This window comes from Haloplanus litoreus (genome assembly GCF_045690335.1).
GTDB classification, from domain to species: domain Archaea; phylum Halobacteriota; class Halobacteria; order Halobacteriales; family Haloferacaceae; genus Haloplanus; species Haloplanus litoreus.
This window is the reverse complement of the sequence record NZ_CP147874.1, coordinates 186,613-199,651: the sequence shown is the minus strand read 5'-3', so window position 1 is coordinate 199,651 and position 13,039 is coordinate 186,613. Positions and strand designations below refer to the sequence as shown.

The 13,039-nt window shown below is 67.5% G+C and carries 14 protein-coding genes and 1 pseudogene; 3 read left to right on the top strand and 12 right to left on the bottom strand.

The window, feature by feature from the left end; genetic code table 11:
* Window positions 1-23: 23 nt before the first annotated feature.
* From V8686_RS01135 to V8686_RS01125, 3 genes are all read left to right on the top strand, one after another.
* Complete coding sequence (locus V8686_RS01135; protein ID WP_379702039.1) at window positions 24-1,640, top strand: thiamine pyrophosphate-requiring protein; 1,617 nt, start codon at window positions 24-26, stop codon at window positions 1,638-1,640.
* A 106-nt stretch (window positions 1,641-1,746) separates the two neighbouring features.
* Window positions 1,747-1,983 carry a DUF2061 domain-containing protein gene (locus V8686_RS01130; protein ID WP_379702037.1) on the top strand — a complete coding sequence of 79 codons (237 nt, stop codon included), beginning with the start codon at window positions 1,747-1,749 and terminating at the stop codon, window positions 1,981-1,983.
* 43 nt (window positions 1,984-2,026) lie between these two features.
* The gene (locus V8686_RS01125) at window positions 2,027-2,302 is read left to right on the top strand and encodes a hypothetical protein (RefSeq protein ID WP_379702035.1); all 276 of its coding nucleotides are present in this window, start codon (window positions 2,027-2,029) and stop codon (window positions 2,300-2,302) included.
* Between the two features lie 54 nt (window positions 2,303-2,356).
* Here the strand turns inward: V8686_RS01125 and V8686_RS01120 are convergent, their stop codons facing one another.
* From V8686_RS01120 to V8686_RS01065, 12 genes and pseudogenes are all read right to left on the bottom strand, one after another.
* Window positions 2,357-4,315: an aconitate hydratase gene (locus tag V8686_RS01120; protein WP_379702033.1), complete on the bottom strand. Its 1,959-nt coding sequence runs from the start codon at window positions 4,313-4,315 to the stop codon at window positions 2,357-2,359.
* Window positions 4,316-4,432: 117 nt separating this feature from the next.
* On the bottom strand, window positions 4,433-5,563 hold the full coding sequence (locus V8686_RS01115) for an ABC transporter permease (RefSeq protein ID WP_379702032.1): 1,131 nt from the start codon (window positions 5,561-5,563) through the stop codon (window positions 4,433-4,435).
* Window positions 5,560-6,252, bottom strand: a complete 693-nt coding sequence (locus V8686_RS01110) for an ABC transporter ATP-binding protein (protein WP_379702030.1) — start codon at window positions 6,250-6,252, stop codon at window positions 5,560-5,562. The genes V8686_RS01115 and V8686_RS01110 overlap by 4 nt, the downstream gene beginning before the upstream one ends.
* Entirely contained in the window at window positions 6,249-7,781 is a 1,533-nt protein-coding gene (locus V8686_RS01105; RefSeq protein ID WP_379702028.1) for a COG1361 family protein, read from the bottom strand. The genes V8686_RS01110 and V8686_RS01105 overlap by 4 nt, the downstream gene beginning before the upstream one ends.
* A 156-nt stretch (window positions 7,782-7,937) precedes the next feature.
* Window positions 7,938-8,813, bottom strand: a pseudogene (locus V8686_RS01100) (DUF502 domain-containing protein).
* Between the two features lie 53 nt (window positions 8,814-8,866).
* Window positions 8,867-9,403: an NUDIX hydrolase gene (locus tag V8686_RS01095; RefSeq protein WP_379702026.1), complete on the bottom strand. Its 537-nt coding sequence runs from the start codon at window positions 9,401-9,403 to the stop codon at window positions 8,867-8,869.
* Window positions 9,400-9,777, bottom strand: a complete 378-nt coding sequence (locus V8686_RS01090; protein WP_379702024.1) for a hypothetical protein — start codon at window positions 9,775-9,777, stop codon at window positions 9,400-9,402. Before V8686_RS01090 ends, V8686_RS01095 begins: the two co-directional genes overlap by 4 nt.
* Before the next feature lie 42 nt (window positions 9,778-9,819).
* Entirely contained in the window at window positions 9,820-10,233 is a 414-nt protein-coding gene (locus V8686_RS01085) for a DUF5809 family protein (RefSeq protein WP_379702023.1), read from the bottom strand.
* A 24-nt stretch (window positions 10,234-10,257) separates the two neighbouring features.
* The gene (locus tag V8686_RS01080; protein WP_379702021.1) at window positions 10,258-10,686 is read right to left on the bottom strand and encodes a DUF5810 domain-containing protein; all 429 of its coding nucleotides are present in this window, start codon (window positions 10,684-10,686) and stop codon (window positions 10,258-10,260) included.
* Window positions 10,687-10,723: 37 nt separating this feature from the next.
* Window positions 10,724-11,209: a ribosomal protein S18-alanine N-acetyltransferase gene (rimI, locus tag V8686_RS01075; RefSeq protein WP_379702020.1), complete on the bottom strand. Its 486-nt coding sequence runs from the start codon at window positions 11,207-11,209 to the stop codon at window positions 10,724-10,726.
* 51 nt (window positions 11,210-11,260) lie between these two features.
* On the bottom strand, window positions 11,261-11,926 hold the full coding sequence (locus V8686_RS01070) for a cyclase family protein (RefSeq protein WP_379702018.1): 666 nt from the start codon (window positions 11,924-11,926) through the stop codon (window positions 11,261-11,263).
* 88 nt (window positions 11,927-12,014) lie between these two features.
* On the bottom strand, window positions 12,015-13,016 hold the full coding sequence (locus V8686_RS01065; RefSeq protein WP_379702017.1) for an LLM class flavin-dependent oxidoreductase: 1,002 nt from the start codon (window positions 13,014-13,016) through the stop codon (window positions 12,015-12,017).
* Window positions 13,017-13,039 lie beyond the last annotated feature (23 nt).

Sequence of the window (13,039 nt, the reverse complement as noted above, 5' to 3'; positions counted from 1 at the left end):
GGGGGGTATTGCTGTCCAGTAGGATGAATGTAACAGACGCCATCGCGGAAATACTGGCAGCGGAGGGTGTCGAACATCTGATAGGATTCCCGAGCAACCCCCTGTTCGACGACGGCGCCGCAGCGGAAGCCGGGATCCGTCCCATCGTCGTCCGGCAGGAGCGAACCGGCGCCCACATTCTCGACGGCATCGCTCGCGTCACGTCCGGCGATCAGGTCGAAGCGTTCGCCTGTCAGCACGGTCCCGGCACGGAGAACTCCGTCGGCGGCATCGCACAGGCCTACGCCGAGTCCGCGCCCATCGTCGCGCTCCCGGCCGGCTACTCCCGTGCGAAGACGAACACCGACCCCAAGTTCAGTTCGCTGATCAACTACCAGGCGGTCACGAAGACGACGGAGCAGTTGACCGACCCCGAGGCGACCGAGGAGACGATCCGGCGCGCGTTCCAGGCGGCGCGTAACGGGCGCCAGCGGCCGGGTCTCGTCGAGATTCCGAAGGATGTGTTCCGCGAGGAGGTCGACGAGATCGACTACCAGCCGACGTCGTCGACGCGGACCGCACCGGACCCACACGCCGTCGAGAAGGCGGCCGACGCGCTCCTCGACGCCGATCTGCCGGTCATCAACGCCGGACAGGGTGTCCACTACGCGAAGGCGTGGGAGCCCCTGCAGGAACTCGCCGAACTGCTGGAAGCGCCGGTCGCGACCACGCTCAACGGCAAGAGCGCCTTCCCCGAGGACCACCCGCTCTCGCTCGGTGCCGGATCGAAGAGCGAACCCCGACAGCTCAACCACTTCGTCAACGAGGCGGACGTGCTCTTCGGCATCGGCTGCAGTTTCACCAAGACGGCCTACGGCATCACGCCGCCCACGGAGGACAACACCCTCATCCACTCGACGAACGACCCCGGCGACGTGGACAAGGACTACAAGTCCGACCTCGCGGTCATCGGCGACGCGAAACTCGTCCTCGAAGCCGTCGTCGACGAAATCGAGGCTCGCGTCGGCGACGACACCGACTTCGGCCGGTACGACGACGTGACCGGCGAAATCGCGGACATCGAGGAGGCGTGGCTCGCCGACTGGTCGGACGTGCTCACGTCGGACGAGACGCCGATCAACCCCTACCGCGTCGTCCACGAACTCGACCGGGTCATCGACAAGGACGAAGTCGTCGCAACGGCCGACGCCGGCAACGCCCGCGACTTCATGGCTCCCTTCTTCGAGGTGACCGAGCCGCTTTCCTATCTCGGTTGGGGCAAGACGACGCAGCTTGGCTACGGGCTGGGCCTGATGATGGGCGCAAAGCTCACTCATCCCGAGAAGGTCTGTGTCCACGTCATGGGTGACGGTGCCATCGGCATGACCGGCATGGACTTCGAGACGGCCGTCCGCGAGGACATCCCCGTCCTCGAAATCGTCCTCAACAACTTCGAGATGGCGAGCTACGACACGCCGTTCTCGGGCCACTACGCCGACTTCGCCGAATCCATGGGCGGCTACGGCGAACGCGTCGAGGATCCGAGCGAAGTCGCCGCCGCCATCGAACGCGGCGTCGAGAAGACCAAGGAGGGCACGCCGGTCCTGCTCGAGTTCCTCACCGCCAAGTACACCGAACTCTCGCGACCCGACCTCGAGTAGCCCGACCCGCTGTTTCGAGCAGGAAATAACCGTTTCACGTTACGATTGGGCAGTCGAGTTACGACTAGTGGTTACATTTACGTGCTCCCCGTCCGTAACACGAGCTATGTCACCGAGCGCCACTGTTCGGCGCCCGCGACAGGCACGGCGCCGGGCGCTCGTGAAGACGGTCTGTTACCGACTGTTGATGATCGCGGTCACCGTCGCCGTCGCGTGGGTCGTCGTCGGTGACGTCGGCGACGCCGTGAGCGTCGGTCTCGTCGCCAACCTCGTCAAAACGGGGACCTACTACGCGTACGAACGGCTGTGGGATCGGGTCGCGTGGGGTCTGGCCGAACCGTAATCCGTGGGAAAGTCTAACGAACGTCCAGCCCGTAGGTCCACCGATGGCATTCGAACTCGGGTTCCTCGTCGGATCGCTCGCGATCCTCGGGGTGGTCCTCTACTTCACGCGGATCCGGGGACCGACCCTCCCCCACGAGGCGACGATGGCGGAGGGGCAGGAGGAGGAGACTCCCGATCGCGACGTCGCCGGCGACGCCCGCGTCCCCCCCGTCGATCCGACGGGTCCGACGTGCGAACTCTGCGGCGAGAACCCCGCAGCCCGGTCCGTCAACGGGATGCAGGTCTGTCCGAAGTGCGACGAGGACCTGCTGTCGTAGTCGCCGCGCGCCCTCGGCCGGGACCGAGAACGGGGACGAACAGCAGCGGTGCGATCAGGCCCCTTCGCCCGCCGCGTCCGCGAACTGCTGGCGGGTGTGCGGGAGTTTCCCGCCGGCCGCGAGCAGTTCCCGTTCGCGCTCGTTGGCGTCGAGACGGGCCGTCGCCTCCCAGTCGTCGTTCACCCGAATGGTGAGCGCTTCCCGTCCGCCCTCGACGGCCTCGACGGCGTCGTCGACAATTTCGATGTCGTCGCCTTGGTCGATCCGTTCGTAGGTCGCCTCGTCGATGGTCAGCGGCAGGAGACCGAAGTTGATGAGGTTGGACTTGTGGATGCGGGCGAACGACTGCGCGAAGACGGCGTGGATGCCCAGATACATCGGGCAGAGCGCGGCGTGTTCACGCGAGGAGCCCTGGCCGTAGTTCTCGCCGGCGACGAGGAAGCCGCCGTCCGCGTCCATCGCACGCGCCGCGAACGTCTCGTCGACGCGTTTGAGCGTGAACTCCGAGAGCTTCGGCACGTTCGAGCGGTAGACCGACACCTCCTGGGTCGCCGGAATCACGTGGTCGGTCGTGATGTTGTCGGGCATCTTCAACAGCGCCGACCCCGTCAGGTCGGCACCCAGCGGGTCCTTGAGCGGCACTTCGTCGATGTTCGGCCCCTTGACCAGTTCGTCGTCGACGGCCTCGTCGGGCATGATGAGGTCGGCCTCGCTGGTGCCGATGTAGGAGTCGGGCATCTCGAAGCCGGGGGCGTCGACGTCGAGATCCAGGTCCCGCGGGTCGGTGATCTCACCCGTGAGTGCCGTCGCGGCGGCTACCTCCGGCGAACAGAGGTAGACCGCGTCATCTTCCATCCCCGAACGACCCTCGAAGTTTCGGTTGAAGGTGCGGACGCTCACGGAGTCGGACGCGGGGACGTGACCGGCGCCGATGCAGGCGCCACAGGTCGCCTCCGAGACGCTGACACCCGCCGCCATCAGTTCGGCCGTGAACCCGTTTCGGGCGAGCATCTCGGAGGCCTGCTTCGATCCGGGCGCGACGATGGTCTCGACCCGCTTGGCCACCTCGCGGCCGTCTAGCATCTTCGCCACCGGGAGGATGTCCTCGTAGGCGCCGTTGGTACAGGAGCCGACGAGCACCTGATCGGTGTCGGTGCCCGCGACCTCGCGGACCGGCACGACGTTGTCCGGCATCGACGGACGGGCGATCAGGGGTTCGATCTCCGAGAGGTCGACGACGAGTTCGTCGTCGTACTCGGCGTCCTCGTCGGGTTGCAACTCGACGTAGTCCTCCGGGCGGCCCAGTCGCTCGAAGAACTCCGCGGTCCGCTCGTCGGACGGGAAGATGGAGGTGGTCGCACCGAGTTCCGTCCCCATGTTCGTGATGACGGTGCGTTCGTGTGCCGAGAGGCTCTCGACGCCCGGCCCGGTGTATTCGAACACCTTGCCGACGCCGGCCTTGACCGAGAACCGGCGGAGGAGTTCGAGGATCACGTCCTTCGCCGTCGACCACTCCGGCAGTTCGCCCTCCAGGCGCACGTTCACAACTTCGGGGACGTCGAGGTAGTAGGGCGCCCCGCCCATCGCGGTGGCGACGTCGAGGCCGCCGGTGCCGATGCCGAGACAGCCGAGGCCGCCCGCCGTCGGGGTGTGGGAGTCCGCCCCGAGCAGGGTCTTGCCCGGCGCGGTGAAGTTCTCCTTGTGGACCTGGTGGAGGATGCCCGTGCCCGGCCGGGCGAAGTAGGCACCGTAGGTGCCGGCGGCCGACCGAAGGAAGCGGTGATCGTCGGAGACTTTGAAGTCCGGCTGGTAGGTCTGGTGGTCGCAGTGCTGGCCGGCCACGTCGACCTGTACCTCGTCGAGACCCAACGCCTCGAACTGGAGCCACGCCATCGTCCCGGTCAGGTCGTGAGCGATCACCTGATCCACTTCGATGCCGACCTCCTCGCCCGTCTCGACCTCGCCGTCTACGAGGTGCTCTTCGAGAATCTTCTCCGTGAGCGTGCGTCCCATAGTTGATCTACCGAGGTTTGCGTACTCCGTCACATAACCGTTTCCACCGACGGGGAAGACGGCCGTACGCGGCCGAATTACCGGTGAAAGATCGTGCGGGAACCTGCCCGGCGGGCCCTACCCGCGGAGCACCTCGACGGGGTTCGCCGTCGACGCCTTCCACGCGGGGTAGATACCGCTGAGCGTGCTCGCGGCCACCGCGAATCCGAACCCGAGCGCGAGAAATTCGAGGTTGCGGGGTTGGAACACGAGCATCGGCTGGCCGTTGAGTTGGCCGTTGACGGTGTACCCGATCAGTATCGACAGGACGACACCGACGACGCCGCCGACGACGCCGAGGAGCGCGGCTTCGGCGACGATCATCCGCATCACCTCCCGGCGGCGGATGCCGACCGCACGGAACACCCCGATTTCGGCGCGCCGTTCGACGACGCTCATCAACATGACGTTCAGGATGCTGACGCCGGCGACGAGCAGCGAGATGGAGCCGACGCCGAGGAGCGCGGCGTTCAGCGTGGCGAAGAAGCCGCTGACGCTCTCCTGAATGTCGGCGGGGGTGAACGTTCCCACCACTTCCTCGCGCTGGTTCAGTTCCGCCGGAATCTCCTCGGCCAGACGCTGGGCGTCCTCGCCGTCCGCCGCGACGACGGTCACCTGATCGTAGCCGTCCCCCTCGATGTCGTCGAGAGGGACGACCACCGAGACACCCTGCCCGAAGCCACCGGGTTCGTCGAGGATGGCGATGATCCGGTACGAACGGCCGCCGATGGAGACTGTCTGTCCGAGTTCCACGCCGAGTTCCGCGGCGACGTCGGCGTTGAGCAAAGCGCCGCTGCGCATCGGCGACGGGATGGTCCCCTCCGCCGCGTCGTAGAGGGCGGCGGGCCGGGACACCGCCTCGACGTTCACCTGTCGGCGCTCCGAGCGGGAGGCCACCGCCATCGTCTCGGTGCGCTGTGGCGCGACCACGGCGCCGGTCGCCACCCGCTCTATCGAGTCCACCTGCGAGTCGGTGATGACGTTGTCCGCGTTCTCCTCGCCGGGGAACACCGTCACCGTATTCGAGAGGCCGCCGAGTTCCTGCGTGGCGCCGTACTGGAGCGCCGTCCCGGTGATGCCGATGGCCGCGATGGCGACGACGCCGATGACGATGCCGAGAGTCGCCAGTCCGGTCCGGAGTCGGTTCCGCCAGAGGTTGAGCCACGCCATCCGGAGCGCCGGGAAATCGAGCGGGTCGACCACGGTCACTGGATCACCCCGTCGACGAGTTCGACCGTTCGGTCGGTGAACTCCGTCACCAGTTCGTCGTGGGTGACCGCCACCACACCAACCTCCTCCTCCCTGCTGATGCGCTCGAACTCCTCCAGGATTCGGCGGCCGGTGTCCCGGTCCAGGTTCCCGGTCGGTTCGTCCGCGAGCAGGAGTCTGGGTTCGTTCACCAGCGCCCGGGCGATGGCGACGCGCTGGCGCTGGCCACCGGAGAGCTGATCCGGTCGGTGGTCGAGTCGGTCCCCGAGCCCCACCCGTTCCAGCAGTGACCGTGCTCTCGGGGTTCGATCCCCCTCGACGAACATCGTCGGCACGAGTACGTTCTCGACGGCGGTCAGCATGGGCACGAGGTGAAACGACTGGAAGACGAAGCCGATGGTCCGCCGTCGCGCCATCGTCCGCGCCTCGTCGTCGTAGTCGGTCACGTCGTCGCCGTCGAGACGGACCGTCCCCGCGGTGGGAACGTCGAGGAGGCCGAGGACGTTCAGGAGCGTGCTCTTCCCGGAGCCGCTGGGACCGATGACGGCGACCATCTCCCCCGGATCGACCGTGAAGTCGACGTGCGAGAGCGCGGCGATGGTCTCGCCGCCACTCCGGTACTCCTTGGTCACGTCGTCGAGTTCGGCGACGTGGCCGTCGCGGACGGCCGGATCGTCGCGGTCGGTCATACGTCGTCGTCGCCGTCGCCGCGACGGTTCCACCAGTAGAGCAGGCCACCGCCCACGACGACGACGGCGGCGAGGCGAAGCAGGATGCCGACCACGTCGATCCGGCCGACGCCGAGGAAGCCACCACCGCCCGGCGGCCCGTCGCGCTCCGGCGCGCCGCTCGGCGCGCCGGCCGAAGCGCCGCCGGTGTCGGTGAGCGCCACCTCGACGACACGGGAGTGCTGTTCGCCGTCGGCGATGTAGCTGATTCGGATCGGTACCGTGTCGGTCCGGTTGCCCGCCAGGCGTGCCGTCAGTTCGAACGAGGTGAACTCGCCCGCGGGGACGTTGCCGACGAAGTAGTCCTTCGCCGGCGACACCGGCGTCACGCGTTCCGTCCCGACGACGCTCACTACGGCACCGGTCACCGCCGTCTCGCCGGTGTTCGAGGCGCTACCGGCGAGCCGTATCGACCCGCCGGTCGGACTCACTTCGATGCCCGTCAGCGTGATGTTGCCGTCGGTCGTCGGCGAGAAGTCGACGGTCGTCGTCGTCTCGTGTCGCCCCCCGTTCGCCTCGTAGCTGGCTCGGAGGGTCACGGGCCCCGCCGGGAGGCTGGACTCGCCGATCGACATCTCGCGGGTAGACTCGATACGCACGTCGCCGACGAGTTCGCGTGCCACCGTCTCGCCGCCCGATTCGGCGTGCAGGCGAACCTCCTCCAGCGGGACGTTGCCGAAGTTGGTGAGCGAGGCGTCGATTCGTGCGGTGCCGTTCTCGCGGACTACCTCCGCGTCGAGTTCGGCGTCGACGGTCGGTGGGTCCACGTCGAACGTCCGCGACTCGGAGACGGTCCGTCGGTCGCCGTCCTGGTCACGGTACCCGAGCGTCGCCGTGAGCGGGTGGGTGCCGGGACCGTCGAAGGTCACGTCGTACTCGACGACCCGTTCGCGGCCACCGGAGAGCGACGCGTTCACGCGCCGAGCGTCGTCGACGGTGGCGTTCGGTCCCGAGAGCGTCAGCTTGAGGTTGGAGATGTTGGTCGGTGCGCCGTTGGCGACGGTGACGTTCACCCGGCTCTCGGTCGACGGGTCGGTCGGCGTCTCCAGCGACAACTGCACGTCGCTGTCGCGTTCGTTGACCGACACCGACACCGGGTACTTGACGTTGAACACCCTGCCGTCGGCGCTCTGCCCGTAGACGTAGAGGGTGAGATCCTTGCGTCCGGACGTCCGGAAGTCGGTGGTGAGCGGGAGTTCGAGCGTGCCGCCGACCCCGAGCGTGCCGGGGCTGTCGGCCGTGACGAGGGTTCGGCCCCCTTCCCGGAGCGACACCTGGTTGATCCGGGCCGCAGCGGTGCTGCTCTCGAAGTTCCGGATCGTCGCGGTGACCGTCACGTCCTCCCCGACGCGGGGCGACGACGGATCGACGGTGACCGACTGGACGACGACCTGACTGTCTGCCGCCACCACGCCGGCTCCGAGCGAGACGGCGCTCGTCGTCAGGACGACGACCAGTGCGAGGGCGACGGGGGATGACCGCTCAGACATGACCGCACCACGGGAGACCGGTGAGTCGCTCGACCAGCGGAGCAGTTCGGACGCAGTGAGGGACCGAGTCGGAGACCATCACCGCCCCATCAGTCCCACCGGAACTTATGTCGTTGGATGGCAGGAATCGGAATTTTCGTTACGGGCGGCCGGCCGTCACTCCTCGTCTACGGCCGACTCCGACCGCGTTTCGGAGTCCTGACGGTCGTCGTCGCTCCCGATGGCGTCGCCGAGTCCCTGGAGGTCGGCAACCCGCTTGAGGTCGTCCATGGTGAGCTGGGTCGGGTCCTGGGCGCCCTCGCCGGTCGCGACGCCGCTCGTCAGGATGCTCCGGACCCCCTCCTCGACCGTCATGTCGATGTCGTAGACGTTGCTCTCGGGGACGTAGGTGAGGAGGCCGCCGGTGACGGGGTTGGGCGCCAGCGGGAGGAACATCGACACCATGTCGTCGTGGCCGGTCGAGTTCTCGATGGTCCGTGGGGCGTCGCTGGTCTTGAACCCCAGCACGTAGATCTCCTCTTCGAAACACTCGATGAGCTTGATCTCCTGGAAGTTCTCGCCACCCTCGTCGAGCATCACGTCACCCATCCGGCGAAAGCTCTTGTACACCGTCCCGACGCCCGGAATCGACGTGATGGTGAGGTCGACGACGTCGATGATCCGCTCGCCGTAGTGGTGGCGGCCGACCGTCCCGGCGGCCGCGACGAGCAAGAAGAGGACGAGCAACGCGACGAGTTCGGTGAAGAAGTCGACGACGAAGCCGTAGACGCCGATGTCGATCAGGAGACTGATGAAGCGGACGCGTTCGAACTCCTCGATGATCCCCAACTACCGCAACACGGCGATGAACGGGTCGAGTGCGCTGGAGACGAAATCCAGCGCGATGGTGAAGACGTACAGCGTGACGACCAGCGGAATCGTAATCGCCACACCCGTCAGCAGGGTCTGTCGCGCCCGGTCGTAGAACGATCCGCCCGTCTCCCGCGCCGCGGAGGCGAGCCGTTCCGATCGGTCGGAGGGACCGGAAAACATACTTCCCAGTCGGTCTCACGTTACAAAAGTCATCAGCACGGCGTCGCGACCGGCTACAGCAAGCCCGCTTCCCGGGCCAGCAGGATCCCCTCGAGCGTGGCGTCGTTCGCCGGTTGCCGTCGTGCGACGTCGAGGGCGTCCTCGACGGGGACCGACTGGGGCGTGAGGAACTCGTTGCCGTCGAGTTCGCGGTCCGCGGGGGTCAACCCCTCGGCGAAGACGATGCCGCGGCGGTGGCGCAAGACGCCAGTGCACGTCCAGAACTCCTGTAAGAGCGCGGTCGAGTCGGGCACGAAGCCAGTCTCCTCGCGGAGTTCGCGCGCCGCGGCGGTCGTGAACGACTCGCCGGATTCGACGATGCCCGCGGGAAGTTCCAGGTGAGACTCCCGGATCACCGGTCGGAACTGCTCGACGAACAGCACGCTGTCGTCGGCTACGGCGACGACGACGGTGGCGGGCGGGAGTTCCGCCCAGTAGTAGCGCTTGGTCGAGCCGTCCGGCTGTTCCACGAGGTCGTAGCCGCCGGTGTACCAGTCGGTTTCGTACTCCGTCACCGACTCGATCACCGGCCAGTCGTCCTCGGCGGTCACGCTCGGCCCACCTCCACCAGATACCGGTCGTCGCCGTCGACGACGACGATCCCTCCGTTCAGGCGGGCGTCGGGATTTCTGGCGACCAAGCCCTGCCGTTCGTCGAACGGCGAGTGCGAGAACGTCTCCTTCAGCCCGACCGGGCCGCGGCGGTACGGCGCCGACCGACCCGAATCGATGGCTTCGGTGAGGTAGGGGTAGCGACGCTCGGACAGACCGGTGACGTTGACCGCCGGCCCGTCGGCGTCCGTCGGCGTCGCCGTCAGGTAGTACGGTTCGCCCGACCCGAGCAGCGAGGGCAGGGCGCCGAGGGCGAGTAAGGCGAGGACGACGACGGCGAAGCCGGCGATTGCGCGGCGCGTGATCGGTCGCACGGTCGGGCTTGGGCCGGTGTGGGTAAACCGATTTCGCCCCGGTTACAGTCGGTCGCGGTAGAGTCGGCCGAACGCCTGCCGGCGGAGGGTGGCGACGGCTGCCTCGCGTTCCGCCTGGAACGTCGCGGCGACGGCGGCGTCCGCAAAGGGTGCGACGTGCCAGACGACGCGGTCCACGTCCGGACTGCCGAGGACCGTCACGTCCACGTCGGCGTCGGATCGCCACGAGTCGAACGTCGCGCGGTCGGCGACCCGGACGACGAGCAACGAGGCGAAGATGGCGTCCCGGGCCGTCTCCACTACGGCACTCGTCACGCGGTTCTCGTACTCCTCACGGCCGAAGTCCATCGCCGTCGCCGTCTCGCGGACGGCCGTCCGGGCCGCCGGGCCGACCGACTCGTAGGCCTCACGGGCCGCCGCGAGCGTCTCGGGATCGAAGACACCCTCCGTCTCCATACCTGTCCCTCCCGGCGCCCGGATTTACGCCTTTCCGTCGTCGTCCGCGTCTCCCTCGTCCTCGTTCTCGTCCCCGGCGTCCGCGTCCGCCTCGAGCATCGCTCGCGTCATCTCGCGCGCCTCGGCGAGGGTGCGCCGTGCGTCGCCGTCCAGGTCGTCCGCGGCGAACGTCGACGAGGCGCCGCCGGGCGGGGTGTCGTGGTCTTCGTGGGCGTAGGCGTGTCCTCCCTCCGGGATCGACTCCTCGAACACCTCGTCGTAGCCGGTTTCGTCGGCGTGGTCCGCGACGGCGGGAGCCAGATCGTCGGCACCCAGGTCGGCCCACTCCGGCACCCGCTCGTCCAGCCACCGCTCGTGGGCGTCGCCGTGAAGCATGGCGGTGAAGGCGAGGTGGTTGGCGAGATGTTCGGCGTCGCGCTGCGGCGTCTCGCACACCGGGCAGGCGTATCCCATGGGCGGGGTAGGACCTCCCGCGTAAAACCTTTCGCGGCTACTGCTCGTCCTGCCACTCGGGCACGTCGAGGACCATCACGAGGGCGTCCTCGCCGTCGCGGTAGTACCGAGACACCCGCCGCGTCGTCTCGAAGCCAACGTCGCGGTACAGCGACTGGGCGGGGGCGTTGCTCTCTCGCACCTCCAACTTCACCAGCTTCGCCCCCTCGATGGCGAGGGCGACGAGCGACTGGACGAGCAGCGAGCGGCCGATGCCTCGCTGGCGGGCTGGTTCGGCGACGGCCAAGTCCTTCACGTGCCCGATGTCGCGCCCGAAGTTCGGCGTCACGTCGCCGACGACGTAGCCGACGACGGCGCCGTCGCGGGTGGCGACCAGAAACCCCGGTTCGTCGAGGAAGCGTTCGAAGGCCGTGTAGGGCCAGGGCTGGCCGAACGAGTCGCGTTCGATCCGAACGATCGCTCCCAAGTCCGACTCCTCGACGCCGCGAACCGTCACGTCGGCGGGGTCGGTGGGGACGGCCACACGGACGGGTACGGACGACGGGAGCAAAAGCCCTCGGGCGAGCGGGGACCCTTACTCCTGTGGGCGGACCAGGAGTCGGATCTGGGAGCCGTCGCGGTTCTCGTAGGGGATGGGCGTCGCGATGACGTCGTACCGGCCGGCGCTGACAGCTTGGAGGTTGGCGACGCCCTCGATGATCAGGATGTCCTCGGGGAGGAGCGTGTAGTGGACGTGGTGTTCCTCGAGTTCGGCCCCCGGCTTGTCAGCCGACAGTGCGTCGATTGCGAAGCACGCGACGTCCCGTTCGACCATGTACTCGGCGGCGCCCGCCTCCGGATAGACGAAGTTCCGGAGGTACTCGTCGGTGTCTGCCGGGGCCATCCCACAGTCGAAGATGAGATAGTCGCCCGCCGAAAGGTCGTACCGTTCGGCCTGCTCGGCGAGTTCCTCGCGGGAGATACCGCTTCCGGGCTCCTTGTGGGTAAAATCGCAGATCACGCCCTCGGTGACCATCTCGTCGACGGTGATCTCGTCGATGGTGCGGTACTCGTCCTTCGAGAGGAAGTGCGTCGGTGCGTCCATGTGCGTCCCGCAGTGGGTCTCCAGATGCAGGAGCGTGGAGTTGTAGTCGTCCGCCGCGAGGGTGGCGTAGTCCTCGAACTCCGGCTTGGGGTGCAGAGGCGGGAGCGTCGGGCTGTCCTCCGCGAGCGTCTGTGTGAGGTCGATCCACTCGCTCATACCCGTGTGAGCGACCGGTCGGCACATAGACCTTCGGGCGAGTCGGCGGCCGGGAGCGCCCGACCGGTGGTCGGTCGACCCGTGTCGGTCACTGGAACGCCGGCCGGACCTCGTCGCCGAACAGTTCGATGCCGCGCGTGTCGGGGAAATCGAGGAACATGAGCTGGAGCTTCCCGAATCCGAGTTCGCGAATCGACTCGATCCCTTCGGTCACCTCGGCGGGCGTGCCGATGAGGAAGTCGCCTTTCTCTCTGGCCTCCTGGGCGTTCGAGAGGTTCTCGTCGATGTCGCCCTCCTCGCCCCACGGGAGCGGGAAGATCTCGTCACAGAGTCGCTGGAGTTCCTCCTCATCCTCCCTGACGAGGATGTGGGCGAGCCACGACCGTTCGACGTCGTCGGGGTCGCGGCCGGCCTCTTCGAGGTACTCGTCGAACTTCTCGACTTTGAACTCGATGGGCGGACCGCGGGCACGGCCGCTGATCTCGACGTTCCACTCGTCGGCGTGCCGGGCGGCCACGCGGAGCAGTTTCGGACCGGCGCCGCCGACGACGATGGGTGGGTGCGGGTCCTGGACCGGCTTCGGCTCGTTGTAGGCGTCTTCGATCCGGTAGTGCTCGCCGTGGTAGGTGGGTTCGTCCTCGGTGAACATCGCCTTCAACACGTGGATGGTCTCGTCGAGCATCTCGATACGGTCCTCGATATCCGGGTAGTCGAAGTCGTAGGCGCGGTGTTCCTCGTCGTGCCACCCGGCACCGAGCCCGAGTCGGAGGTTCCCCTCGGAGAGGATGTCCACCGTCGTAGCCATCTTCGCCAGTAGGGCGGGGTTGCGATAGGTGATCGACCCGACCAGCGGCCCGAGCTCCATGTCGTCCGTCCGTTCGGCGAGCGCCGACAGCAGCGTCCAGACCTCGTACTCCTGGTGTTTCGGCCCGAGCATGAAGTGATCGGGGGCCCACAGCCCCTCGAGGCCGGCCGCCTCGACGGCGTCGACGCCGGCCATCGTCGTCTCTCTGTCTAGATCTTCCAGCAGCGGCGCGTCGCGGTGGACACCCGCTCCCGGGTAACATTGGACCATCCAGTCGAACTGCATTGTACCCTGCCTAAGGGGCCGTC

What these genes read in the sequence shown, in the direction of transcription:
- V8686_RS01135 (WP_379702039.1), top strand. Translation starts at nt 24, where the DNA reads ATGAATGTAACAGACGCCATCGCGGAAATACTGGCAGCGGAGGGTGTC.
- V8686_RS01130 (WP_379702037.1), top strand. Translation starts at nt 1,747, where the DNA reads ATGTCACCGAGCGCCACTGTTCGGCGCCCGCGACAGGCACGGCGCCGG.
- V8686_RS01125 (WP_379702035.1), top strand. Translation starts at nt 2,027, where the DNA reads ATGGCATTCGAACTCGGGTTCCTCGTCGGATCGCTCGCGATCCTCGGG.
- V8686_RS01120 (WP_379702033.1), bottom strand. Translation starts at nt 4,315, where the DNA reads ATGGGACGCACGCTCACGGAGAAGATTCTCGAAGAGCACCTCGTAGAC.
- V8686_RS01110 (WP_379702030.1), bottom strand. Translation starts at nt 6,252, where the DNA reads ATGACCGACCGCGACGATCCGGCCGTCCGCGACGGCCACGTCGCCGAA.
- V8686_RS01105 (WP_379702028.1), bottom strand. Translation starts at nt 7,781, where the DNA reads ATGTCTGAGCGGTCATCCCCCGTCGCCCTCGCACTGGTCGTCGTCCTG.
- V8686_RS01085 (WP_379702023.1), bottom strand. Translation starts at nt 10,233, where the DNA reads ATGGAGACGGAGGGTGTCTTCGATCCCGAGACGCTCGCGGCGGCCCGT.
- V8686_RS01080 (WP_379702021.1), bottom strand. Translation starts at nt 10,686, where the DNA reads ATGGGATACGCCTGCCCGGTGTGCGAGACGCCGCAGCGCGACGCCGAA.
- V8686_RS01070 (WP_379702018.1), bottom strand. Translation starts at nt 11,926, where the DNA reads ATGAGCGAGTGGATCGACCTCACACAGACGCTCGCGGAGGACAGCCCG.
- V8686_RS01065 (WP_379702017.1), bottom strand. Translation starts at nt 13,016, where the DNA reads ATGCAGTTCGACTGGATGGTCCAATGTTACCCGGGAGCGGGTGTCCAC.